The sequence below is a fragment of the Pseudomonas sp. NY15437 genome, from assembly GCF_048068435.1.
GTDB lineage: Bacteria > Pseudomonadota > Gammaproteobacteria > Pseudomonadales > Pseudomonadaceae > Pseudomonas > Pseudomonas nitroreducens_B.
Genome location: NZ_JBLUQC010000002.1, coordinates 716,676 through 740,692, shown reverse-complemented (window position 1 = coordinate 740,692; position 24,017 = coordinate 716,676). Strand labels below are relative to the sequence as shown.

The window sequence follows — 24,017 nt, the reverse complement described above, 5'->3', positions numbered from 1 at the left end:
TGTCAGGCCTGCTTCAGCGTCACCAGTCCATTCAATACCTGATCCAGGCCGCCGAATACCGAGATACGGTCGATTCGTTCGGCGACCCGCTCCAGGGTCTCCAGTTCCTTCAGGCGCAGGGCGGTGGGGTTGTCTTCCATCACCTTGGCCGTGTTCAGCAGCGAGCGGGTCGCTGAGGTCTCTTCGCGACGGCGGATCACGTTCGCCTGCGCAGCCTTCTCCGCCTCCACCACCTGGGCGAGCAGGGTCTTCATCTCGCCCGGCAGGATGATGTCGCGCACACCGAGGCCGCTGACTTCGATGCCGGTGCCCGGCAGGCGCTCGTTGAGGTAGGCGCTGACCGAGTCGTCGATGAGCTGCTTGTTCTCCAGCAACTCGTCCAGCGAACGGGTGCCCACCGCCGCGCGCAGGCCGAACTGCAACTCGCGGTAGAGGTGCTCCAGCGGCTTGGACAGGCTGGAAAACGCCGTCAGCACATCGCTGTAGCGCCAGTTGGCGGCCAGGTTCAGGCGCAGGCTCACCTTGTCACGGGTGAGGATTTCTTGGCCGCTGACTTCCAGCGCCTGGATCCGCGTATCGATCAGCTCCACGCTCACCTGGCGGTTGTAGCGCCAGAAGCCGTACTGGCCCGCCGGCAGCAACTCGACCACCGCACCGTCGACCTTCAGCACGCCGACCTGGTAGGCCGGCACCAGGGTCACCAGCAGCGCCTCGGCGCCGATCACGCTGCGGCCGCGCAGGTTGCTCTGCATCTGCTGCAGCAACGCCGGAGCGACTCGGTATTCCTGGCTCAGGTCGATGCGTTCCAGGCGCTGCTCGGTCTGGCCCTTCCAGTACAACCGGCGGCTGCCCGGCGCGAGGATTTCCGCCAGCACGCCGTCCTCGAAGCGCAGGCCGGCCTCGTCCTCGGCCAGGTCCATGCGGGTGAAATGGCGCTCTACCAGCGCCGGCTCGGACTGGCGCAGGTAGCCGGCCAGGCGGTGTTCGAACAGCGGGGTGTTCAGGCTGAAGGTTTCCACGCTCAGGCGGTTGTACAGGTCCAGGTGGCGGTAAATGCCCGGCTCGAGGATCGCCAGGAAATCGCCCTCGGAGTACAGCAGGCCGCGTTCGTTCTTCTTCACGGTAAAGCGCTTCAGCAGTTTCATCTTTTTCGTCCTTCTTCTGTTGTCCTGGGTGCCGGTGTCCGCCGGCCCGTCGGGTGGCGAGGCGGGGGCTCGCGAGAGCCAGGTGCTGCGGACTGCCTGTCCATTGCGCCGAATCCTTCGGCCAGCATCTGCCTTGTCGCGGGCCCGGTCCTCGTACCGGGCGGGTCGGCGGTGGCTTCGGGTCCCTGGCGTATCCGGCCTTCCTGGCCTCTTTGCGCCTGCCCCGTCGCACACCGGCGGGGTGTTGCCTTCATGAGTAGCTGCCTTAACTGGGCAGTGTTCGAGCGGGAGTCGAACCCGCGACAGGCCATTTCTTGGATGGCTGCTCTACCGGACTGAGCTATCGAACGGCGCGGGCAGGATTCGAACCTGCGACGGCTCCAGCAACGTGGAGTGCTCTACCGGGCTGAGCTACCGCGCCATCGACCGTGACTGCTGCAGCGGCATGCCCGAAGCCGACACCAGGGGTGGGCTTGGGCACCGGCGGGGTTGGAACCCCTGCCCGTGGGCTGCATCAGCGATGCGGTCGAGGGAGATATAGCGAGGGGCGTGCCAGGTTGGCTTTCGATGGGTGTGGTGTGCTTTCAACTTATTGATAAATAACGATTTAATTTTATTTTCGGTGTAAATTTTCGAGTCTGAGGATTGGCCGGTTCTGGAATTTATGGATATGCTGAGATCGTTGTTTATCTTTGTGGATAAAATATGAAGGCCAAGAAAACCGTCGCCATCGGCTTCCTCGGTTCCACCCTGGACCGCGTCGGCAAGGGCGCGGCGCGCTGGCAGAAGTGGCGGCCGACGGTCGGCCTGTGCCAGCAGCAGGACCTGCTGATCGACCGTCTGGAGCTGATCCACGGGCTGGATGCGCGGGACGTCAGTCTGGCCGAGCGTATCGCTGCCGACGTGCGCCACGTGTCCCCGGAAACCGAGGTGCGCCTGCAGCCCATGGCGTTGCGCAACCCGTGGGACTTCGAGGAGGTCTACGGCGCGCTGCACGATTTCGTCGGCGGCTATGCCTTCGATACCGAGCACGAGGATTACCTGGTGCATATCACCACCGGGACCCACGTCGCGCAGATCTGCTGGTTCCTCCTCACCGAGGCGCGTTACCTGCCGGCGCGGCTGGTGCAGGCATCGCCGTCGCGGCGCAAGGACGAGGCGCGGCAGCCGGAAGGAACCGTCGCGGTCATCGACCTCGACCTGTCGCGCTACGACCGCATCGCCACGCGCTTTCGCCGCGAGCAGGAGGAGAGTCTCGCTTTCCTCAAGTCCGGCATCGCCACGCGCAACGCCGAGTTCAATCGTTCCATCGAGCAGATCGAGCGGGTCGCCGGGCGTTCCCGCGCGCCCATGCTGCTGATCGGCCCGACCGGCGCGGGCAAATCCTTCCTCGCCCGCCGCGTCTACGAGCTCAAGCGCGCGCGGCACCAGTTCCAGGGCCGCTTCGTCGAGGTGAACTGCGCGACATTGCGCGGCGACGGCGCCATGTCCGCGCTGTTTGGCCACATCAAGGGCGCCTTTACCGGCGCGCAGAACGCCCGCGAAGGGCTGCTGCGCGCGGCGCACGGCGGCATGCTGTTCCTCGACGAGATCGGCGAGTTGGGCCTGGACGAGCAGGCCATGCTGCTCAAGGCCATCGAGGAAAAACGCTTCTTCCCCCTGGGCGCGGACCGCGAGGTGGGCAGCGACTTCCAGTTGATCGCCGGCACCCACCGCGACCTGCGCGAACGGGTGGCCGAAGGACTGTTCCGCGAGGACCTGTTCGCCCGCATCAACCTCTGGACCTTCGACCTGCCGGGGCTGGCCGGGCGTCGAGAGGACATCGAGCCGAACATCGACTTCGAACTGGAGCGCCATGCCCGCGAGCAGGGCCGCCTGGTGCGCTTCAACCGCGAGGCGCGGACGTGCTACCTGGCGTTCGCCAACTCGGCGCAAGCGCTGTGGAGCGGCAACTTCCGCGAGCTGTCGGCGTCCATCACGCGCATGGCGACCCTGGCCGACAGCGGACGGATCGACGAGGCGCTGGTGGAGGAGGAGATCGGCCGGTTGCGCCGCTCCTGGGGCGCCGCGCAGGCCCAGGGGCCGCTGGATCCATGGCTGGGGGAGGGTGCCAAGGCGCTGGACCTGTTCGATCGCCTGCAGCTGGAAGCGGTGATCGACGTCTGCCGGCAGGCGCGCAGCCTGTCCGATGCCGGTCGCCAGCTGTTCGCCGTCTCGCGCCAGGAGAAGCAGAACCCCAACGACGCCGACCGCCTGCGCAAATACCTGGCGCGCTTCGGGCTGGATTGGGCGTCGTTGCGGGACTGAGGCGCCACGCGCCTCAGTAGTGGTACCAGCGCAGCTCCAGCATCACTTCGCTGCGCGGGCTGGCCTCGTGGCTGAACTCGCGCTGGGCCGACAGGCGCAGGCCGAGGTTGCGGCCCAGTTCCACCTGCTGGCCGAAGCTCAGGGTGCGGCGCACTTCGCCGTTGTGGAAGTAGTCGCCCTTGCCTTCCAGGCTGAGGTTGCCCAGCGGGTTGCTCCACAGCATGCCGGTGTCGAAGCCCATGGCCGGCGCGATGGTGGCGGCGAAGTCGGGGTTGTTCTCGATGCGAGCCGTGCCCAGGGCATAGGCTTGCAGGTCGTCGGTCAGCTTCCAGCTGCCGCCGGCGCCGCCATTGAGGTGGCCGACGAGGGTATCGTGGTCATTGTCGCTGTGTTTGCCGATCACCCGCTCCCAGCCGCCGGCGACCTGCCACGAGAGCGGCTTGAGCAGCTCGTTGCGCGGTGTCATGGAGCGGATGGTGACCAGGTCCAGCTGCTGCAATTGCCAGCGGTTGCCTTCGTACTGGCGCAGCTTGAGCTGGCCGAGTTCGATCTGCGCGCCGAGGGGGAAGCCGTACGCGTTGTCGTCGAGGTCGTGGTAGGCCATGCGCAGGCCGTACTGGGCGAAAGCTTCGCCGTCGCGGCTGCCGGCGCCGATCTGCCAGGTGCGCGACTCGTGACCGTCCTCCGGCTGACCGGGGCGCTCCACGGCCAGTGCCGGCGGCGGATTGCGGTTGATCGCCTTGAGCAGGTTGTAGCTGCGCGAGGCGGTGGATTGGTCGCGCTCCTGGCCGGTGGCGCGGTAACGCACCAGGCGGAAGGCGGTGTCCTGCACCAGTGCCTGGCGATCGGCGGGCAGGGCGGCAAAGGCGGGGCTCAGTAGCTGGCTGTCGTCGTCGGCGATCTGGCGTGCCAGCACCTTCTCGTCATGGCTCAGGGGCTCGCCGCGGGCGAGCAGCTCGCGCTCGCGGGACGGGCGATAGTCCACCCGCTCGATCAGCCCGGCGTCCTTCACCGCGCGCACCGTGTCGGTGGGGATGGCGGTGAGGGGGAAGTGATCGGTGAGTTCGGTGCCGGGGCGGGCGATCTCCAGCAGCTCCAGCAGGCGGAACGAGCAGTTCTCGTCGAAGAAGTAGTACTTGAAGCGGATCTGCTTCAGCTCCCAGACGTGCTCGACCATGCGCGCGGTTTCTTCCGGCGTCAGGTTCAGGCGGTACTCCCAGAGGTCGCGGTTCTCCAGGCGGCTGTATTCGGAGAGCTTCTCGCGGTAGGGCACCAGGGCGAACAGGCCGGGGTAGCCGCCCATCAGGCCTTTCCAGGCGTAGAGGATGCTGTTGTCCATGCCCTCGATGTAGGCGCCGAAGTTGAGCGCGTAGCTGAGCAGGGCGGTGTGGTCGGAGTCGACGTCGGCCTGGTCGATGCGCAGCAGCGTGTGGCCGAACATCGAGGACGGGCTGTTCAGGTAGGCGGCCGGGAACACCAGCGCGGCGCTGTGCGGGTTGATGTCGTGGTACCAGGTGGTGAATTCCTTGCACTCGAACGCCGGCAGGTCATCGAGCTGCAATTGCTGACGCAGCCAGCGGGTGCGCGCCGGATAGATGCACTGGGCGTGCTTGTCGCCGAGGCTCGCCGGGGCGTAGAGGGCGTTCACGGTGGCGGCCAGTTCCGCGTCGGGGTGGCGGTCTCCGTCCGCGGCGAGGAAGAACTTCGGGTCGTCGACGAAGCTGCGCCAGCCACCGAGCTTGGCGTGTTCGTAGTGACCCAGGGCCAGCCAGTAGGGCTCGTCAGCCAGCGATTGCAGGCGTTGCGGGTCGATCTGCGGGGCCGCGATCAGTGGCGTGCAGGCGCACAGCGCCATCCAGGGCAACAGGCGTTTGGGCATCGAGTGGGCTACTGGAAGGAAAGGGGGAGCCCGCCCGGAGCGGGCGGGCTCGCGTCGGCCATCAGGCCTGTTCGGCGTACTTGGCCAGGGTGCTGTCCTGCTTCAGGACGGCCTGGGTGTTGGCGTAGACGTCTTCAGCGGTGACGTCGGACTTGTTGAAGATCTGGGCGAAGTGTTCGTGGGTGACCTGGGCGAAATGCGCACGGTCCTCGGGCTTCACGCCCAGTACCACGGCGTAGGTGGTCAGCGCTTCGCCGTCACCCTTGGCCATGTCTTCGGACAGCTCGTCCATCATGCTGCTGAGCACGATCATCGGCTTGCCGCCGTAGGTCAGCGCGCCGTTGGTGTGGCAGCCGTTGGTGCCGGTGGTCATGCCGAAGGTGTTGTTGCCGCTGGTGCCGTTGGTGGTCGCTGCCAGGACGTGGGTGGCGGTGCCGCGCTGGCCCTTGAACAGCATGTTGCCCCAGCCGCAGCCGTCGCTGCCGGGTGCATCGGCGAGGGCGCTCAGGGAGGCGGTGGCGAGGAGGGTACCGAGCAGAATCCTTTTCATCTTTTTTCTCTCTTTTTGAGGTCGGGGACCATTGAACAGCCGCTGACAGCAGAACAGCGCCAGGCCAGAGCTTTTCTCCATTGCCTGGCGGGTGTCAAGGCAGGCGCTGCCGCAGCCGCTCCGGCTGGGCCTGCGCAAGCGTCGCGAATGACCGGTAGTTGATCGGTATCAGCGGCGGAAGTCTTGGAACCGACCACACTTGAATCAGTTCCACTTGCGAGGAAGTAGTCATGGTCGATTTCGATCCACGGCCAGCGCTGGACCAATTGGCGGCCGAGTATTCCAAACGCGCCGAAGCCATCCGCCGCGACCTCGGTCGCAGCCATTCGCCGGACTTCGCCGAGCAGGCCCAGCAGCGGCAGAACGACGACGTGCTGCGCGCCCTGCTGGCCGAGGCGGAGGCGGGCATGCGCCTGGTGGGCCTGGCGCGCCTGCGCCTGGCAGAGGGCACCTATGGCGAATGCGCGCGTTGTGGCGAGGCCATCGAGGAGCGCCGCCTGCGCGCCCTGCCGGCCGCCGAGCACTGCCTGCGCTGCGCCGATGCGGTGGACTGAAACTGTCACCAATACTGCCTTGCCAGTGGCGCGCGGGCGGCGCGAGAATGCGGACGAATCTCCGCGGCCTCGCGCCGCCCGAAGCAAGGACCTCCAATGCCCGATTCCGTTGCTGCCGGCCTGCGCCTGGCGCCCGATGAACTGACCCGCCCCTTCACCCCCGAACAGTTTCCCTTCAAGACCACCGAAGAACTGGAGCCTTTCCTGGGCGTGCTTGGACAGGAGCGCGCGGTCGAGGCGCTGCAGTTCGGCGTGGCGATGCCGCGTCCGGGGTACAACGTGTTCGTCATGGGCGAGCCGGGTACCGGTCGCTTCTCGTTCGTGCAGCGTTACCTGAAGGCGGAGGGCAAGCGCCTGCCGACGCCGGCCGACTGGGTCTACGTCAACAATTTCGATGATTCCCGCGAGCCGCGGGTGATCGAGCTGCCGCCGGGCAGCGCCGCCGAGTTCGGTTCCGATATCGATCACCTGATCGACAACCTGCTGTCCACCTTCCCCTCGGTGTTCGAGAACCCCGCCTACCAGCAGAAGAAGAGCGCCATCGACCGCGCCTTCAACCAGCGCTACGACAAGGCCCTGGATACCGTCGAGCGCCTGGCGCTGGAGAAGGAGGTCGCCCTCTATCGCGACAGCGCCAACATCGCCTTCACCCCGATGAAGGACGGCAAGGCGCTGGATGAAGCCGAATTCGCCCAGCTGCCGGAAGAGGAGCGCGAGCGCTTCCACGCGGACATCGCCGACCTGGAGGAGCACCTCAACGAGGAGCTGTCCAGCCTGCCGCAGTGGAAGCGCGAATCGAGCAACCAGCTGCGCCAGCTCAACGAGGAAACCATCACCCTGGCGCTGCAGCCGCTGCTGGCGCCGCTGGTGGAGAAGTACAACAACAATTCCGGGGTCAGCGCTTACCTGCAGGCCATGCAGCTCAACCTGCTGAAGACCGTGGTCGACCAGTTGGTGGACGCCGAACGCACCGACCCGCAGCGCAAGCAGAGCCTGGAAGAGCAGTACGCGCCGAACCAGGCCATCGCCCACCACGCCACCAGCGGTGCGCCGGTGGTGTTCGAGTCGCACCCGACCTACGACAACCTGTTCGGCCGTATCGAATACGCGTCCGACCAGGGCGCGCTCTACACCAGCTACCGCCAGCTGCGCCCCGGTGCGCTGCACCGCGCCAACGGTGGCTTCCTGGTGCTGGAGGCGGAGAAGCTGCTCAGCGAGCCGTTCGTCTGGGACGCCCTCAAGCGTGCGCTGCAATCGCGCCAGTTGAAGATGGAGTCGCCGCTGGCCGAGCTGGGCCGCCTGACCGCCATGAGCCTGACGCCCCAGGTGATCCCGCTGAATATCAAGGTGATCATCATCGGCTCGCGGCAGATCTACTACACGCTGCAGGACCTCGATCCGGACTTCCAGGAGATGTTCCGCGTGCTGGTGGACTTCGACGAGGACATCCCGCTCGCCGAGGACAGCCTCGAGCAGTTCGCCCAACTGCTCAAGACCCGCACCTCCGAAGAGGGCCTGGCGCCGCTCACCCGCGAAGCCGTCGCGCGTCTGGCCACCTACAGCGCCCGCCTGGCCGAACACCAGGGGCGCCTGTCGGCGCGGATTGGTGATCTGTTCCAGCTGGTCAGCGAAGCGGACTTCATCCGCCAGTTGGCCGGCCAGGAAGTGACCGACCTGGGCCACATCGAGCGTGCCCTGAAGGCCAAGGAAACCCGCACCGGGCGGGTGTCGGCGCGGATTCTCGACGACATCCTCGCCGGCATCATCCTGATCGACACCGAAGGCGCCGCGGTGGGCAAGTGCAACGGCCTGACCGTGCTGGAAGTGGGCGACTCCGCCTTCGGCATGCCGGCGCGCATCTCCGCCACCGTCTACCCGGGTGGCAGCGGCATCGTCGACATCGAGCGCGAGGTTAACCTCGGCCAGCCGATCCACTCCAAGGGCGTGATGATCCTCACCGGCTACCTCGGCAGCCGTTACGCCCAGGAATTCCCCCTGGAGATCTCCGCCAGCATCGCCCTGGAACAGTCCTACGGCTACGTGGACGGCGACAGCGCCTCGCTGGGCGAGGTCTGCACGCTGATCTCCGCCCTGTCGCGCACGCCGCTGCGGCAGTGCTTCGCCATCACCGGCTCGATCAACCAGTTCGGTGAAGTGCAGGCGGTGGGCGGGGTCAACGAGAAGATCGAAGGCTTCTTCCGCCTCTGCGAGGCCCGTGGGCTGACCGGCGAGCAGGGCGTGATCATTCCGCGCGCCAACGTCGCCACCCTGATGCTCGACGAGCGCGTGCTGCAGGCGGTGCGCAACGGCCAGTTCCACATCTACGCCGTGCGCCAGGCCGACGAGGCGCTGAGCCTGCTGGTCGGCGAGCCGGCCGGTGCGCCGGACGCCAAGGGCCATTTCCCCACGGGCAGCGTCAACGCCCGCGTGGTGGAGCGCCTGAAGGAAATCTCCGAGCTGGGCATGGACGAAGAGGACAAGGAAAAGCCGGCCAAGGAGCCTGTCGCCGCCAAGCCCGCCAGCAAGCCGAAAACCGAGAAGGTGCCGGCGGAGAAGCCGCCGGTGGAAAAAGAACGCGCCCGCCGGAAGAAGGACGCCGACTGACCGTCGGGCGGGGCAGGGGCGCCGCCGCGGCGCTCCTGTCCGCTGGTTTTACACACCGTTGCCTGCAACATACGGGGATAAATCCGCGCTTTCGCGTGTCGGAACCTGGGTGTAGTCTCGAACTCAGGACAACCGCGAGGGTGCCGCCATGCCGCGTAACCTCTGCCTCATCCGCCCCTGTCTGGGGCTGACCACGCGCATCGAGTGCGAGATCAGGCCGCTGGCCGGAGAGAATGGACTCTGGACCTTGTTGTGCGCTGCCGGCATGTCCGGCGCGCAGCCCACCGCCATCAAGGCGCAGGGCCCGTTCTGCGGGCCTTTCGTGGCGGAAGGTGTGCTCGACGCGATCTCCGACTGCCTGGCCCAGCAGGGCTACATCGTGGCAGACGACCCGCCCATCTGGCAGTTGCACCTGCAAGGCGAACTGCGCCGCCTGAACGGCGAACGCTCGCGCCATGTGGGCAATTTCCAGTTCCGCCCGGAAGGTTGACGGTCGATTGCGCAGCCCCTGCACAATTCGCTGAAGCCCGCGGGGCGCCTGGACGCTGCGGTTTCATACCGTGGCCGCCCACATATTTATCCACAGAAATCCGGGATAACTTGTAAACCTCATCCGTTATACTGCGGCCGCCCTTTTCCCAAGACCTTTCCTACGAACACCATGGAACGATTCGTCGAAAACTCCCTGTACGCGGCGCGCTGGCTGCTGGCGCCGATCTACATCGGCCTGTCGCTGGCCCTGCTGGCGCTGACCATCAAATTCTTCCAGGAAATCTTCCACATCCTGCCGAGCATCTTCACGATTGCCGAAGCGGACCTGATCCTGGTGCTGCTGTCGCTGATCGACATGGCGCTGGTCGGCGGCCTGCTGGTGATGGTGATGTTCTCCGGCTACGAGAACTTCGTGTCGCAGCTGGACATCGACGAAGGCAAGGAAAAGCTCAGCTGGCTGGGCAAGATGGACGCCAGTTCGCTGAAGAACAAGGTGGCTGCCTCCATCGTGGCGATTTCCTCGATCCACCTGCTGCGCATCTTCATGGACGCCAAGAACATCGATGACAACAAGCTGATGTGGTACGTGATCATGCACCTCACGTTCGTTCTCTCGGCGTTTGCCATGGGCTACCTGGACAAGGCCACGCGCCACGATCACTGAAGTTTCCCCGCGCTGTCCCCGCCGCCCGGCCGTTGCAAAACGGACGGGCGGTTGTGTTTTCGGCTTGCGGTGGGCCCCGGCTGGTCAAGACTTCTGCGTGGATCAACCCGCAGGAGGTGCAGCATATGAATCTGCAGGAACTGACCAGACGTTCCGTCGCCGGTGACATCGACGAAATCAACCTGGTGTCGCTGGAAGGCGATATCTATGTGCTGGAGGCGCGAATGGGCGCGCGCTTCTACCCGGTGCAGGACGAGGCCGGGCACGTCATCAGCGTGCGTTCGGTCGCCCACGCGCGGGAAGTGCTGAAGGCGCTGCCCAGCGTTCCGTTCCATCTGGTGCATGCGGTGGTGCACGACGAGATGTGCGGCATGGACGATGAGCGCGACATCGGCGCGGGCGTGACCATCCCGCTGCACTAGCGTGGCCAGGACTCCCGCCGAGCGAGGCACGCGCGGTGGGGGAGGCGGAGCATCTGTGCTAGGCTGGCGGCCCTTTTTCGAACCCCCAGCGGAGCGCCCGCCATGAGCGAACTCAACCTTTCCACCGACGAAGCCCGCGTCAGCTACGGCATCGGCCGTCAGCTGGGCGACCAGCTGCGCGAGAACCCCGTTCCGGGCATGACCCTCGACGCCATCCTGGCCGGCCTGTCCGACGCCTACGCCGGTGCCGAAAGCCGCGTGCCGGGCGAAGCCCTGTCCGCCAGTTTCCAGGTGATCCGTGAGCGCATGCAGGCCGAAGCTCAGGCGAAAGCCGAAGCCGCCGCCGCCGTTGGCCGTGACTACCTGGTGGAAAACGCCAAGCGCGAGGGCGTGACCGTCCTGCCGTCCGGCCTGCAGTACGAAGTGCTGACCAGCGGCGAAGGCGCCAAGCCGTCCCGCGAGGACACCGTGCGCACCCACTACCACGGCACCCTGGTCGACGGCACCGTGTTCGACAGCTCCTACGAGCGTGGCCAACCGGCGGAATTCCCGGTGGGCGGCGTGATCGCCGGCTGGGTCGAGGCCCTGCAACTGATGAACGCCGGCAGCAAGTGGCGCCTGCACGTGCCGAGCGAGCTGGCCTACGGCGGCCAGGCCGTCGGCAGCATCCCGCCGCACAGCGTGCTGGTGTTCGATGTCGAGCTGCTGGACATCCTCTGATTCCCGACGGTTCGCTGCGCAGCGCCATCCCTGGCGGCTGCGCAGGAAGAAAGGGGCGCTCAGGCGCCCCTTTGTGCATCCGCCTCCCGGGCGGCGGAGCACCGGCGGCGCATCCTGCGCCGCCGCAATCACTCAGGCGTATCGGCTCTTGTAGGAGCGAGCTTGCTCGCGAACCTCTCAGCTCTGGCGCTGGGCTGTTCGCGAGCAAGCTCGCTCCTACCCTTACCGTCGGCTGCGTCGCTCTCAGCGCAGCGCGCGGGCGTAGCAAAACAGGAACAGGTTGCGCACCAGTTCCTTGAGCACCAGCGGCTCGCTGGTGCTGAGCTCGGACAGCTCGAGGCCACCCTGTTCGCGCAGCTCGTCCAGCGCGTCCTCCTCCAGCACCGCGCAGACTTCCCCGGTGTCCCGGTGCAGGATGCGCAGGTAGGGGTGCGGGCGATCCAGCCAGGCGTCGATCATGTAGGTCATGGCGAGTTCCTCCGTGCAGACCGTTTAATGAGAATAATTCTTATTATCTCAATAGCAAGCCTTAATGGGATAATTTTTTCGCGCAGGCGACGATCTGTTGTTCCCGGTCAATGGAGCGGCAACAAAAAGCCCGCCGCGGCGGACCGGGGCGGGCTCTTGCGAAACGGCAGATCAGTGCGTGCGGGCGACGGCGAACTCGGCCAGCTCGATCAGTGCGGCCTGGTACTCGTTGTCCGGCAGCGCTTTGAGGCAGTCGATGGCGCGGGCGGCGTACTCGCGGGCCAGGTTGGCGGTGTAGTCCAGGGCGCCGGCGGCTTCCACGGCGGCGCGGATGCCTTCCAGGTCCTGGCTGCCGCCCTGCTGGATGGCCTTGCGCACCAGCGCAGCCTGTTCCGGGGTGCCATCGCGCATGGTGGCGATCAGCGGCAGGGTGGGCTTGCCTTCGGCGAGGTCGTCGCCGACGTTCTTGCCCAGGCTGGCGGCGTCGCCACGGTAGTCGAGCAGGTCGTCCACCAGTTGGAAGGCGATCCCCAGGGCGTCACCGAACAGGCGCAGCGCCTCGGATTGTTCCGGCTGGGCGTTGGCCAGCGCGGCGGCGCTGTGGGTGGAGGCCTCGAAGAGCATCGCGGTCTTGCCGCGGATGACTTCCATGTAGGTTTCTTCGGTGGTGCTGGCGTCACGGACCTTGGACAGCTGCAGCACTTCGCCTTCGGCGATCACGCGGGTGGCCTGGGAAATGATGCGCATGACCGGCATGGAGCCCAGCTCGACCATCATTTCGAAGGAGCGCGCATAAAGGAAGTCGCCCACCAGCACGCTCGGCGCGTTACCCCACTGGGCATTGGCGGTGGCGCGGCCGCGGCGCAGGCCGGAGGCGTCGACCACGTCGTCGTGCAGCAGGGTGGAGGTGTGCAGGAATTCGATGGTGGCGGCCAGCAGCTTCAGGTCGTCGCCCGAATAGCCCAGGGCCTTGCCGGAGAGGAGCACCAGCAGCGGGCGCAGGCGCTTGCCCCCCGCGGAGATGATGTAGTCGCCGATCTTTTCCACCAGGGGAACGCGGGAAGTGAGTTGGCGACGGATGATGCCGTCGACGGCGGTGAAGTCGTCCGCCACCACGCGATAGAAAGCCTGGGGTTGCATTAAAGACAGCGCTCCTCGTAGATTGCCGCGGCATGCTAGGTGCCGCTGTTTGGGCTGTCAAGGCAAGGCCCCATGGGGCTTGATCCGCACCGGGGCTTTGCGTACAATCGCGGCCCCGAACTTCCCTGGCATATCCTGCCTTACGCAATTGCACGGGCGTCCTTTCCGGCCCCATGCAGCCATGCCGACCGATTCCTCTTTCTATAAAGCGTCGGGTGAGCAGGTCTAACGGAGACATCCAGATGTACGCAGTAATTGTTACTGGTGGCAAGCAATACAAAGTCACCGAAGGCGAATTCCTCAAGGTCGAGAAACTCGACGTCGCCACCGGCGAAGCGATCAACCTGGATCGCGTTCTGCTGGTCGCCAACGGCGATGACGTCAAGATCGGCCTGCCGGTGGTAGAAGGCGCGAAAGTGACCGCAGAAGTGGTTTCCCACGGTCGTCACGACAAAGTGCGCATCATCAAGTTCCGCCGCCGCAAGCACCACATGAAGCGCCAGGGCCACCGCCAGTGGTTCACTGAAATCAAAATCACCGGCATCCAGGCCTAATTCCTTTTAGGAGAATTGACTCATGGCACACAAAAAAGCTGGCGGTAGTACCCGCAACGGCCGCGACTCAGAAAGCAAACGCCTTGGCGTGAAGCTGTTCGGTAGCCAGGCTGTCAAAGCAGGCAACATCATCGTGCGTCAGCGCGGCACCCAGTTCCACGCTGGCTACGGCGTTGGCATGGGCAAGGATCACACCCTGTTCGCTAAAGTCGACGGCGTGATCAAGTTCGAAGTGAAAGGCGCCTTTGGCCGTCGCTATGTAAGCGTCGTCGCTGCCTAAGCGAGCTCTCACTGAAAAAGCCCTGTCTCGCGACGGGGCTTTTTTGTTTCTGGCGTTTCCAGGCGAGGTGCCGTCGGTTCGGGCGTTTGCGCGGACTTGGCTGTATCCTATGCTCCTTTTCTTATTTTCAACCCGCCGGCTCGGCGGGAGGCGTTCGCAATGAAATTCGTCGACGAAGTATCCATCCACGTGAAAGCCGGTGACGGCGGCAACGGCCTCATGAGCTTCCGCCGCGAGAAGTTCATCGAGAAAGGCGGTCCCAACGGCGGTGACGGTGGCGACGGCGGCTCGGTGTTCCTCGAGGCCGACGAGAACCTCAATACCCTGGTGGACTACCGCTACACCCGCCGTTTCGACGCCCAGCGCGGCGAGAACGGCGGCAGCAAGGACTGCACCGGCGCCAAGGGCGAGGACCTCGTTCTGCCGGTGCCGGTCGGTACCACCATCATCGATGCCAACACCCAGGAAATCATCGGCGACCTGACCACTGCCGGTCAGCGCATCATGGTGGCCCAGGGCGGCTGGCACGGTCTGGGTAATACCCGCTTCAAATCCAGCACCAACCGTGCGCCGCGCCAGACCACGCCGGGCAAGCCGGGCGAGGCGCGCGACCTCAAGCTGGAGCTGAAAGTGCTGGCGGACGTCGGTCTGCTGGGTCTGCCGAACGCCGGCAAGAGCACCTTCATCCGCGCGGTGTCCGCCGCCAAGCCGAAGGTGGCCGACTACCCCTTCACCACCCTGGTGCCGAACCTGGGCGTGGTCAGTGTCGGCCGTTTCAAGAGCTTCGTGGTCGCCGATATCCCCGGCCTGATCGAAGGTGCCGCCGAGGGCGCCGGCCTGGGTATCCGCTTCCTCAAGCACCTGGCGCGCACCCGCCTGCTGCTGCACATCGTCGACATGGCGCCGCTGGATGAGAGCGACCCGGCCGATGCCGCGGAAACCATCGTCCACGAGCTGGAGAAGTTCAGCCCGGCGCTGACCGAGCGCGATCGCTGGCTGGTGCTGAACAAGATGGACCAGATCCTCGAGCCCGAGGAGCAGGAGCGCCGCAAGCAGGAAGTGGTGGATCGCCTGGGCTGGGAAGGTCCGGTCTACGTGATTTCCGCCCTGGAGCGCGAGGGCACCGAGGCCCTGAGCCAGGACATCATGAAATACCTCGACGAGCGCACCCTGCGCATCGAAGAAGATCCGGCCTATGGCGAAGCCCTGGCGGCCCTGGATCAGCGCATCGAAGATGAGGCCCGCGCCCGTCTGCAGGCGCTGGACGATGCTCGCGCACTGCGTCGCGCCGGCCTGAAGAATGCCGACGATGCGGATGACGATGATTTCGAGGATGACGAAGACGACGGCGACGGTCCGGAAATCTTCTACGTGCCCTGACGGGGTGCGTGGTCAGTTCTCTGTTTGTAGCGTGTAGCCCGGCGGCCCAGGCTGCCGGGTCCTCCAGTGTTCCCCGTGGATGCGGGGATGAACCGAACCGCCTGATTGTTAAGGTTGAGGCTATGCGTGAGAAGGTCACTGGCGCCAAGCGCTGGGTAGTCAAGATTGGCAGTGCGTTGCTGACCGCCGATGGGCGTGGTCTGGATCGCGACGCCATGGCGGTATGGGTCGAGCAGATGGTCGCGCTGCATTGCGCGGGCGTCGAGCTGGTGCTGGTGTCCTCGGGCGCCGTGGCGGCGGGCATGAGTCGCCTGGGTTGGGTTTCCCGACCGAGTGACATGCATGAGCTGCAGGCGGCTGCCGCGGTGGGGCAGATGGGCCTGGTGCAGGCCTGGGAGTCCAGCTTCGGCGTGCATGGCCTGCAGACCGCGCAAGTGCTGCTGACTCATGATGACCTGTCCGACCGCAAGCGCTACCTGAATGGGCGCAACACCCTGCGCACGCTGGTGGATCTGGGCGTGATCCCGGTGATCAACGAGAACGACACCGTAGTCACCGACGAGATCCGCTTCGGCGACAACGACACCCTGGCGGCGCTGGTGGCCAACCTGGTCGAGGCGGACCTGCTGGTGATCCTCACCGATCGCGACGGCATGTTCGACGCCGACCCGCGCCACAATCCGGACGCCGAGCTGATCTTTGAGGCGCGTGCCGATGATCCTGCCCTGGACGCCGTCGCTGGCGGCACCGGTGGTGCGCTGGGGCGTGGTGGCATGCAGACCAAGCTGCGCGCGGCGCGCCTGGCGGCGCGCTCCGGTGCGCACACCGTCATCGTGGGTGGCCGTATCGAGCGTGTGCTGGATCGCCTGCGTGTCGGCGAGCGCCTTGGCACGTTGCTGACCCCCGAGCAGAGCCGCAAGGCGGCGCGCAAGCAATGGCTGGCGGGACACCTGCAGATGCGTGGCACCCTGGTGCTGGACGACGGTGCGGTGAAGGCGGTTGCCCAGGATCACAAGAGCCTGCTGCCGGTCGGTGTGAAGGCCGTGCAGGGCAGCTTCCGTCGCGGCGAAATGGTGGTGTGCGTGGATCAGCACGGACGCGAAATCGCCCGCGGCCTGGCCAATTACAGTGCTCTGGAAGCGCAGAAGATCATTGGTCAGCCGACCGACGCCATCGAAGGCCTGCTGGGCTATGTCGATGGTCCGGAGCTGGTGCACCGCGACAACCTGGTGCTCGTCTGAGGAGAGTGTTCATGCGCAAGGGATGGATGGCGGCGTTGATGCTGCTGCCGGCGCTGGCCCGGGCCGATGTGGTCGGCGAGGTGTCCACCGTGTTCAAGTGGGTCGGTCCGAACGACAAGATCGTCGTCGAGGCCTTCGATGATCCGAAGGTGGCGGGCGTCAGTTGCTACCTGTCCCGCGCCAAGACCGGCGGTGTGAAAGGTGGTCTGGGCTTGGCGGAGGATCGCGCCGAAGCGTCGATCTCCTGTCGTCAGGTCGGGCCGATCCAGTTCACTGGCGACCTCAAGGATGGCGAGGTGGTGTTCCAGCAGCGCACCTCGCTGGTCTTCAAGACCATGCAGGTGGTGCGCTTCTTCGACAAGAAGCGCAATGCGCTGGTCTACCTCGTCTACAGCGATCGCGTGATCGAGGGTAGTCCGCAGAATGCGGTGACGGCGATTCCTATCATGCCGTGGCCTGAAAAGTAGAAAGGAGAAGGGCGGGTGACCGCCCTTTCTTTTTGCCTGCAGGTTTTTCACTGGCAGAGAAGATGAGTCTGTGGATAACTCATTCGAAGGGTAAATTGCAGGCAATAAAAAACCGGCCCTGGGGCCGGTTTTTCAAGAACGGAACGCTTACGCGGTGGCCAGGGCCTTCACGTGGGCGTTCAGGCGGCTCTTGTGGCGAGCGGCCTTGTTCTTGTGGATGATGCCTTTGTCAGCCATGCGGTCGATGACCGGTACGGCGGCAACCAGAGCGGCCTGGGCCTTCGGCAGGTCCTTGGCGTCGACTGCTTTGACTACGTTCTTGATGTAGGTACGAACCATGGAACGCAGGCTGGCGTTGTGGCTGCGACGCTTCTCAGCCTGTTTGGCGCGTTTTTTGGCGGAAGGTGTGTTGGCCACCGTCGAGCTCCTCGAAAAAAACTTGGGATGTTGCGAATAAATTAAGGCCGCGAATAATGCCGTTGCATCAAGGCCTTGTCAAGGGTATGAGCGGCTGCCGACGAGTGGTGCGACGGGCGCACGCTCTCCGCGGGATGGGGTGATTTATTCCCCCTGCGGCCCTACACTGCTGCGCTTCGCCTGGCGGTCGAGCAATCGCTGCAGGCCAGTGCCGCGCCCGGCAGGGCGGCCATTCTACCAGCTCTGGACGCTATGAACCTACTCAAGTCGCTGGCCGCGGTCAGCTCGATGACCATGATCTCGCGGGTGCTCGGCTTCGTGCGCGACACCATCGTCGCGCGCATGTTCGGCGCCGGCATGGCGACCGACGCCTTCTTCGTCGCCTTCAAGCTGCCCAACCTGCTGCGCCGCATCTTCGCCGAGGGCGCGTTCTCCCAGGCGTTCGTCCCGATCCTGGCCGAGTACAAGACCCAGCAGGGCGAGGAGGCGACCCGTACCTTCATCGCCTACGTGTCCGGCCTGCTGACCCTGATCCTGGCGCTGGTGACGGCGCTGGGCATGCTCGCCGCGCCCTGGGTGATCTGGGTGACGGCACCCGGCTTCGTCGATTCGCCGGAGAAGTTCGCGCTCACCAGCTCCCTGCTGCGGGTGACCTTTCCTTATATCCTGCTGATTTCGCTGGCATCCCTGGCAGGGGCGATCCTCAATACCTGGAACCGCTTCTCGGTGCCGGCCTTCGTGCCGACGCTGCTGAACGTCAGCATGATTGTCTTCGCGCTGTTCCTCACCCCCTACTTCGACCCGCCCATCATGGCGCTGGGCTGGGCGGTGCTGGCCGGCGGCCTGGCGCAGCTGCTCTACCAGCTGCCGCACCTGAAGAAGATCGGCATGCTGGTGCTGCCGCGCCTCAATCTGCGCGATTCCGGCGTCTGGCGTGTGCTCAAGCAGATGGGCCCGGCGATCCTCGGTGTCTCGGTCAGCCAGATTTCGCTGATCATCAACACCATCTTCGCGTCCTTCCTGGTGGCCGGCTCCGTGTCCTGGATGTACTACGCGGATCGCCTGATGGAGCTGCCGTCCGGCGTGCTGGGCGTGGCGCTGGGCACCATCCTGCTGCCATCGCTGGCCAAGACCTACGCCAGCGATGACCGCCACGAATATTCGCGGCTGCTGGACTGGGGCCTGCGCCTGTGCTTCCTGCTGGTGCTGCCTTGCTCGCTGGCCCTGGCGGTGATCGCCGAGCCGCTGACCGTCGCGCTGTTCCAGTACGGCAAGTTCGACGCCCACGACGCGCTGATGACCCAGCATGCGCTGGTAGCCTACGCGGTCGGCCTGCTCGGCATCATTCTGGTGAAGGTGCTGGCGCCGGGCTTCTACGCGCGGCAGAACATCAAGACCCCGGTGAAGATCGCGCTGTTCACCCTGGTTTCCACCCAGCTGATGAACCTGGTGTTCATCGGCCCGCTCAAGCATGCCGGGCTGGCCCTGGCGATCAGCCTGGCGGCCTGCCTGAACGCCGGGCTGCTGTATTGGCAGCTGCGCAAGCACCGGCTGTTCGAGCCGCAGCCGGGCTGGGGCACGTTCATCGCCAAATTAGTCGTCTCTGTACTGGTGATGTGCGCCGTGCTGATCGGCATGATGCACTTCATGCCGGCCTGGGATCAGGGCGGCATGCCGATTCGCCTGGCGCGCCTGGGCGCGCTGGTGGTGGCCGGTGTGGTGGCCTATTTCGGTATGCTGGCGCTTCTGGGCTTCCGCTTGCGGGACTTCTCCCGCCGCGCGGTGCTGTAACCTTCGCCGGGCAAAGCATTGCATCCGTTTGCGGCGACGGCATTTTGCCTGTCGCACGGCAACGGGTGCAGGTATAATCGACCACTTTCTGAGCAATACGCGCGCTATGCAGCTGCTTCGAGGCCTTCATAACCTGCGGCCCCTGTCCGGGGGCTGTGTCGCCACCATCGGTAACTTCGACGGCGTCCATCTTGGCCACCAGGCGATCCTGGGGCGTCTGCGCGAGCGTTCGCTGGAGCTGGGCGTGCCCAGCTGCGTGGTGATCTTCGAGCCGCAGCCGCGCGAATACTTCGCGCCCGATGCCGCCCCGGTGCGCCTGACCCGCCTGCGCGAGAAGCTCGAACTGCTGCGCCAGTACGGGGTCGATTTCGTCCTCTGCCTGGCCTTCAACCGCCGTCTACGCGAGCTGTCGGCCGCCGAGTTCGTCCGCCAGGTGCTGGTGGAAGGCCTGCGGGTCCGCCATCTGGAAGTGGGCGACGACTTCCGCTTCGGCTGCGATCGCTCCGGCGACTTCGCCTTCCTGGTCAATGCCAGCGCGGAGCAGGGGTTCACCGTCGAAGCCGCCACCACTGTGGAAGTCGACGGCATGCGCGTGAGCAGCTCGCGCATCCGCAAGGACCTGGCCGACGGCGACCTGCACCGGGTCGAGCGCCTTCTGGGCCGTCCGTATCGCCTGAGCGGCCGCGTGCTGCACGGGCAGAAGCTGGGGCGCACGCTGGGTTCGCCCACCGCGAACATCCAGCTCAAGCGCCGCAAGGCGCCGCTCAATGGCGTGTACCTGGTCAGCACGATGGTGGCTGGCCAGCGCCAAAACGGGGTTGCCAACATCGGCACCCGACCGTCTGTGAATGGCGACGGCCGGCCCCACCTGGAAGTGCATCTGCTGGATTTCGCTGGCGACCTCTACGGCCAGCATCTGGACATCACCTTCCACCAGAAGCTGCGCGATGAGCAGCGTTTCGCCTCGCTCGAGGCACTCAAGGCGGCCATCCTCGCCGACATCGCCGCCGCCCGGGCCTACTGGCTGGGCCAACCGCTTGATTGAAGATCCTGAACAGGCCCTGAGATGACCGATTACAAAGCCACTCTGAACCTTCCCGAAACCGACTTCCCGATGAAAGCCGGCCTGCCCCAGCGCGAGCCGCAGACCCTGAAGCTGTGGAACGACATTGGCCTGTACCAGAAGCTGCGGAAGATTGGCGAAGGTCGCCCGACATTCATCCTGCACGATGGCCCGCCCTACGCCAACGGCAGCATCCACATCGGTCACGCGGTCAACAAGATCCTCAAGGACATCATCGTCCGCTCCAAGACCCTGGCTGGCTACGACGCCCCCTACGTGCCGGGCTGGGACTGCCACGGCCTGCCCATCGAGCACAAGGTCGAGACCACCCACGGCAAGAACCTGCCGGCGGACAAGACCCGCGAACTGTGCCGTGAATACGCCGCCGAGCAGATCGAAGGGCAGAAGGCCGACTTCATCCGCCTGGGCGTGCTGGGCGACTGGGACAACCCCTACAAGACCATGAACTTCTCCAACGAGGCCGGTGAAATCCGCGCCCTCGCCGAGATGGTCAAGCAGGGCTTCGTGTTCAAGGGCCTGAAGCCGGTGAACTGGTGCTTCGATTGCGGCTCCGCCCTGGCTGAAGCCGAGGTCGAGTACGCCGACAAGAAGTCCGACGCCATCGACGTCGCCTTCCCGGTGGAAGACGCCGACAAGCTGGCCGCCGCCTTCGGCCTGACCAGCCTGCCCAAGCCCGCCGCCATCGTCATCTGGACCACCACCCCCTGGACCATCCCGGCCAACCAGGCGCTGAACGTCCACCCCGAGTTCACCTACGCGCTGGTCGATACCGGCGAGCGCCTGCTGGTGCTGGCCGAGGAGCTGGTCGAGTCCTGCCTGCAACGCTACGGCCTGGAAGGCCAGGTCATCGCTACCGCCCAGGGCGAGTCGCTGGACCTGATCCGCTTCCGCCATCCGTTCTACGAGCGCTTCTCGCCGGTCTACCTGGCCGAGTACGTCGAGCTGGGCGCGGGCACCGGCGTGGTTCACTCCGCCCCGGCCTACGGCGAGGACGACTTCCGTACCTGCAAGCAGTACGGCATGAGCAACGACGACATCCTCAGCCCCGTGCAGAGCAATGGCGTCTATATCACCGACCTGCCGTTCTTCGGCGGCCAGTTCATCTGGAAGGCCAATCCGGCCATCGTCGCCAAGCTCGATGAAGTCGGCGCGCTGCTCAAGCACACCAGCATCAGCCACAGCTACATGCACTGCTGGCGCCACAAGACCCCGCTGATCTACCGCGCCACCGCGCAGTGGTTCGTCGGCATGGACAAGCAGCCGCAGAGCGGCGCCACCCTGCGCGAACGTGCGCTGGAAGCCATCACCCAGACCGAATTCGTCCCCAGCTGGGGCCAGGCGCGCCTGCACGGCATGATCGCCGGCCGTCCGGACTGGTGCATCTCGCGTCAGCGCAACTGGGGCGTACCGATTCCGTTCTTCCTGCACAAGGCCACTGGCGAGTTGCACCCGCGCACCGTCGAGCTGATGGAAGCCGTCGCCCAGCGCGTCGAGCAGGAAGGCATCGAGGCCTGGTTCAAGCTCGACGCCGCCGAACTGCTGGGCGACGAAGCCGCGCAGTACGACAAGATCAACGACACCCTGGACGTCTGGTTCGACTCCGGTACCACCCATTGGCACGTGCTGCGCGGCTCCCACGCCGAGCTGGGTCATGCCAGCGGCCCGGCCGCCGACCTCTACCTGGAAGGCTCCGACCAGCACCGCGGCTGGTTCCACTCGTCGCTGCTGACCGGTTGCGCCATCGACGGCCATGCGCCGTACCGCCAGCTGCTGACCCACGGCTTCACCGTGGACGAGTCCGGCCGCAAGATGTCCAAGTCCCTGGGCAACACCGTGGTGCCGCAGACCGTGATCGACAGCATGGGCGCCGACATCCTGCGCCTGTGGGTCGCGTCCACCGACTATTCCGGCGAGATCGCGGTTTCCCAGACCATCCTGCAGCGCAGCGCCGACGCCTACCGGCGTATCCGCAATACCACGCGCTTCCTGCTGTCCAACCTCTCCGGCTTCGACCCGGCCAAGGACCTGCTGCCCAACGACCAGTTGCTGGCCCTGGACCGCTGGGCCATCGACCGCGCGCTGCAACTGCAACGCGAGCTGGAAGAAGCCTACCGCGACTACCGCTTCTGGAACGTCTACTCCAAGGTGCACAACTTCTGCGTGCAGGAGCTGGGCGGCTTCTACCTGGACATCATCAAGGACCGCCAGTACACCACCCAGGCGGACAGCGTCGCCCGCCGTTCCTGCCAGACCGCGCTGTTCCACATCGCCGAGGCCCTGGTGCGCTGGATCGCGCCGATCCTGGCGTTCACTGCCGAGGAAATCTGGAGCTTCATGCCGGGCGAGCGCGCCGAATCCGTGATGCTCAGCACCTGGTACGACGGCCTCGCCGAACTGCCGGCCGATGCCGAACTGGACCGCGCCTACTGGGACGAAGTCATGGCCGCCAAGGCTGCCGTGAACAAGGAGCTGGAGAACCAGCGCAGCGCCAAGACCATCGGCGGCAACCTGCAGGCCGAGATCACCCTCTACGCCGAAGACTCCCTGGCCAAGCGCCTGGAGAAACTGGGCAACGAGCTGCGCTTCGTGCTGATCACCTCCGCCGCCACCGTCGCGCCGCTGGCCGATGCGCCGGCCGATGCGGTCGAGAGCGAACTGCCGGGCCTGAAGCTGAAAGTGGTCAAGTCCGCCCACGCCAAGTGCGGCCGTTGCTGGCACTTCCGCGCGGACGTCGGCAGCCATGCCGCGCATCCGGAACTGTGTGGCCGTTGCGTCGAGAACATCGATGGCGCGGGCGAGGTGCGTCACTATGCCTAACGCCGATCGTTTCGGCCGCCTGCCCTGGCTGTGGATCACCGTGGTCGTGTTCGTGCTGGATCAGATCAGCAAGGCCTTCTTCCAGTCCGAACTGACCATGTACCAGCAGATCGTGGTCATCCCTGACCTGTTCAGCTGGACGCTGGCCTACAACACCGGCGCCGCGTTCAGCTTCCTGGCCGACAGCTCCGGCTGGCAGCGCTGGCTGTTCGCCCTGATTGCCATCGTGGTCAGCGTCGTGCTGGTGGTCTGGCTCAAGCGCCTCAAGCGCGGCGAGACCTGGCTGGCCATCGCCCTGGCCCTGGTGCTGGGCGGCGCGCTGGGCAACCTGTACGACCGCATGGTCCTGGGGCACGTGGTGGACTTCATCCTCGTGCACTGGCAGGACCGCTGGCGCTTCCCGGCCTTCAACCTGGCCGACAGCGCCATCACCGTCGGCGCCATCATGCTGGCGCTGGACATGTTCAAATCGAAGAATTCCGGAGAGACCGCCAATGGTTGATTCCTCTGACACCATTCAGCGCATCGGCGGCGACTCGAAGGTCACCCTGCATTTCGCCCTGAAGCTCGACGACGGCAACGTCGTCGACAGCACCTTCGACAAGCAGCCGGCCACCTTCACGGTTGGCGACGGCAACCTGCTGCCGGGCTTCGAGCAGGCGCTGTTCGGCCTCAAGGCCGGCGACAAGCGCACCCTGACCATCGAGCCGGAGCAGGGCTTCGGCCAGCCGAACCCGGCCAACGTCCAGGTGATGCCGCGCGACCAGTTCGACGGCATGGAACTGGCCGAAGGGCTGCTGGTGATCTTCAACGACGCCGCCAAGACCGAGCTGCCGGGCATCGTGAAGGAATTCGACGAGCAGCACGTCACCATCGACTTCAACCATCCGCTGGCTGGCAAAACGCTCGCCTTCGAAGTCGATATCATTGATGTGACACAAGCCTGACCTTGCTGATGGCCCGGATTCGACCGGGCCGCCCGCGCCAGGCACTGTATTCCTACCGGCCCCTCGTGGGCCGGCTTGCGTAGCACTCGAGGCC

The 24,017-nt window shown here is 65.5% G+C and carries 23 protein-coding genes and 1 tRNA gene; 17 read left to right on the top strand and 7 right to left on the bottom strand.

Annotation, left to right across the window (positions count from 1 at the left end; translation table 11 throughout):
• Positions 1 to 2: 2 nt before the first annotated feature.
• On the bottom strand, positions 3 to 1,145 hold the full coding sequence (locus ACNFIA_RS07480) for a slipin family protein (protein WP_416783706.1): 1,143 nt from the start codon (positions 1,143 to 1,145) through the stop codon (positions 3 to 5).
• A 348-nt stretch (positions 1,146 to 1,493) separates the two neighbouring features.
• A tRNA-OTHER gene (locus ACNFIA_RS07475) sits at positions 1,494 to 1,566 on the bottom strand.
• A gap of 284 nt (positions 1,567 to 1,850) precedes the next feature.
• On the opposite strand from ACNFIA_RS07475, the gene rtcR reads away from it, so the two are divergent.
• A complete protein-coding gene (gene rtcR / locus ACNFIA_RS07470; RefSeq protein WP_416783705.1) occupies positions 1,851 to 3,452 on the top strand; it encodes an RNA repair transcriptional activator RtcR in 1,602 nt (533 codons plus the stop codon).
• 13 nt (positions 3,453 to 3,465) lie between these two features.
• Here rtcR and ACNFIA_RS07465 read toward each other — a convergent pair whose 3' ends face one another.
• Entirely contained in the window at positions 3,466 to 5,331 is a 1,866-nt protein-coding gene (locus tag ACNFIA_RS07465; protein ID WP_416783704.1) for a DUF4105 domain-containing protein, read from the bottom strand.
• A 61-nt stretch (positions 5,332 to 5,392) separates the two neighbouring features.
• Positions 5,393 to 5,881: a DUF3015 domain-containing protein gene (locus ACNFIA_RS07460; RefSeq protein ID WP_038803701.1), complete on the bottom strand. Its 489-nt coding sequence runs from the start codon at positions 5,879 to 5,881 to the stop codon at positions 5,393 to 5,395.
• A gap of 230 nt (positions 5,882 to 6,111) precedes the next feature.
• Between ACNFIA_RS07460 and ACNFIA_RS07455 the strand changes: the two genes are divergently transcribed.
• The 6 genes from ACNFIA_RS07455 (at position 6,112) to ACNFIA_RS07430 (ending at position 11,337) form a co-directional block, all read left to right on the top strand.
• The gene (locus tag ACNFIA_RS07455; protein WP_416783703.1) at positions 6,112 to 6,435 is read left to right on the top strand and encodes a TraR/DksA family transcriptional regulator; all 324 of its coding nucleotides are present in this window, start codon (positions 6,112 to 6,114) and stop codon (positions 6,433 to 6,435) included.
• Positions 6,436 to 6,531: 96 nt separating this feature from the next.
• Positions 6,532 to 9,039 carry a Lon protease family protein gene (locus ACNFIA_RS07450; RefSeq protein WP_416783701.1) on the top strand — a complete coding sequence of 836 codons (2,508 nt, stop codon included), beginning with the start codon at positions 6,532 to 6,534 and terminating at the stop codon, positions 9,037 to 9,039.
• Positions 9,040 to 9,187: 148 nt separating this feature from the next.
• Positions 9,188 to 9,529, top strand: coding sequence for a hypothetical protein (locus ACNFIA_RS07445; protein ID WP_233300022.1), 342 nt, complete (start codon positions 9,188 to 9,190; stop codon positions 9,527 to 9,529).
• 171 nt (positions 9,530 to 9,700) lie between these two features.
• Entirely contained in the window at positions 9,701 to 10,195 is a 495-nt protein-coding gene (locus tag ACNFIA_RS07440) for a TIGR00645 family protein (RefSeq protein WP_259759256.1), read from the top strand.
• Between the two features lie 125 nt (positions 10,196 to 10,320).
• Positions 10,321 to 10,617 carry a DUF6482 family protein gene (locus ACNFIA_RS07435; protein WP_259759257.1) on the top strand — a complete coding sequence of 99 codons (297 nt, stop codon included), beginning with the start codon at positions 10,321 to 10,323 and terminating at the stop codon, positions 10,615 to 10,617.
• Between the two features lie 102 nt (positions 10,618 to 10,719).
• A complete protein-coding gene (locus ACNFIA_RS07430) occupies positions 10,720 to 11,337 on the top strand; it encodes an FKBP-type peptidyl-prolyl cis-trans isomerase (protein ID WP_416783700.1) in 618 nt (205 codons plus the stop codon).
• Positions 11,338 to 11,580: 243 nt separating this feature from the next.
• Here the strand turns inward: ACNFIA_RS07430 and ACNFIA_RS07425 are convergent, their stop codons facing one another.
• Both ACNFIA_RS07425 and ACNFIA_RS07420 read right to left on the bottom strand, forming a co-directional pair.
• Positions 11,581 to 11,805: a hypothetical protein gene (locus ACNFIA_RS07425; RefSeq protein WP_015475681.1), complete on the bottom strand. Its 225-nt coding sequence runs from the start codon at positions 11,803 to 11,805 to the stop codon at positions 11,581 to 11,583.
• A 171-nt stretch (positions 11,806 to 11,976) separates the two neighbouring features.
• A complete protein-coding gene (locus ACNFIA_RS07420; protein WP_416783698.1) occupies positions 11,977 to 12,945 on the bottom strand; it encodes a polyprenyl synthetase family protein in 969 nt (322 codons plus the stop codon).
• Between the two features lie 242 nt (positions 12,946 to 13,187).
• On the opposite strand from ACNFIA_RS07420, the gene rplU reads away from it, so the two are divergent.
• The 5 genes from rplU (at position 13,188) to ACNFIA_RS07395 (ending at position 16,867) form a co-directional block, all read left to right on the top strand.
• The gene (gene rplU / locus ACNFIA_RS07415) at positions 13,188 to 13,499 is read left to right on the top strand and encodes a 50S ribosomal protein L21 (protein WP_017521623.1); all 312 of its coding nucleotides are present in this window, start codon (positions 13,188 to 13,190) and stop codon (positions 13,497 to 13,499) included.
• A 22-nt stretch (positions 13,500 to 13,521) separates the two neighbouring features.
• Entirely contained in the window at positions 13,522 to 13,779 is a 258-nt protein-coding gene (gene rpmA / locus ACNFIA_RS07410) for a 50S ribosomal protein L27 (protein WP_017521622.1), read from the top strand.
• A 159-nt stretch (positions 13,780 to 13,938) separates the two neighbouring features.
• Complete coding sequence (cgtA, locus tag ACNFIA_RS07405) at positions 13,939 to 15,159, top strand: Obg family GTPase CgtA (RefSeq protein ID WP_226045984.1); 1,221 nt, start codon at positions 13,939 to 13,941, stop codon at positions 15,157 to 15,159.
• A gap of 122 nt (positions 15,160 to 15,281) precedes the next feature.
• Entirely contained in the window at positions 15,282 to 16,400 is a 1,119-nt protein-coding gene (proB, locus tag ACNFIA_RS07400; protein WP_416783696.1) for a glutamate 5-kinase, read from the top strand.
• An 11-nt stretch (positions 16,401 to 16,411) separates the two neighbouring features.
• On the top strand, positions 16,412 to 16,867 hold the full coding sequence (locus ACNFIA_RS07395) for a CreA family protein (protein ID WP_236175519.1): 456 nt from the start codon (positions 16,412 to 16,414) through the stop codon (positions 16,865 to 16,867).
• A gap of 147 nt (positions 16,868 to 17,014) precedes the next feature.
• On the opposite strand, the gene rpsT is transcribed toward ACNFIA_RS07395, so the two are convergent.
• Positions 17,015 to 17,284, bottom strand: coding sequence for a 30S ribosomal protein S20 (gene rpsT, locus ACNFIA_RS07390; RefSeq protein ID WP_009617555.1), 270 nt, complete (start codon positions 17,282 to 17,284; stop codon positions 17,015 to 17,017).
• Between the two features lie 252 nt (positions 17,285 to 17,536).
• On the opposite strand from rpsT, the gene murJ reads away from it, so the two are divergent.
• From murJ to fkpB, 5 genes are all read left to right on the top strand, one after another.
• A complete protein-coding gene (murJ, locus tag ACNFIA_RS07385; protein ID WP_416783694.1) occupies positions 17,537 to 19,075 on the top strand; it encodes a murein biosynthesis integral membrane protein MurJ in 1,539 nt (512 codons plus the stop codon).
• Positions 19,076 to 19,181: 106 nt separating this feature from the next.
• A complete protein-coding gene (ribF, locus tag ACNFIA_RS07380; protein WP_416783692.1) occupies positions 19,182 to 20,120 on the top strand; it encodes a bifunctional riboflavin kinase/FAD synthetase in 939 nt (312 codons plus the stop codon).
• A 21-nt stretch (positions 20,121 to 20,141) separates the two neighbouring features.
• The gene (gene ileS, locus ACNFIA_RS07375) at positions 20,142 to 22,976 is read left to right on the top strand and encodes an isoleucine--tRNA ligase (RefSeq protein WP_416783690.1); all 2,835 of its coding nucleotides are present in this window, start codon (positions 20,142 to 20,144) and stop codon (positions 22,974 to 22,976) included.
• On the top strand, positions 22,969 to 23,478 hold the full coding sequence (gene lspA, locus ACNFIA_RS07370) for a signal peptidase II (protein ID WP_259759265.1): 510 nt from the start codon (positions 22,969 to 22,971) through the stop codon (positions 23,476 to 23,478). The genes ileS and lspA overlap by 8 nt, the downstream gene beginning before the upstream one ends.
• Positions 23,471 to 23,923: an FKBP-type peptidyl-prolyl cis-trans isomerase gene (gene fkpB, locus ACNFIA_RS07365; RefSeq protein WP_416783689.1), complete on the top strand. Its 453-nt coding sequence runs from the start codon at positions 23,471 to 23,473 to the stop codon at positions 23,921 to 23,923. Before lspA ends, fkpB begins: the two co-directional genes overlap by 8 nt.
• Positions 23,924 to 24,017: the final 94 nt, after the last annotated feature.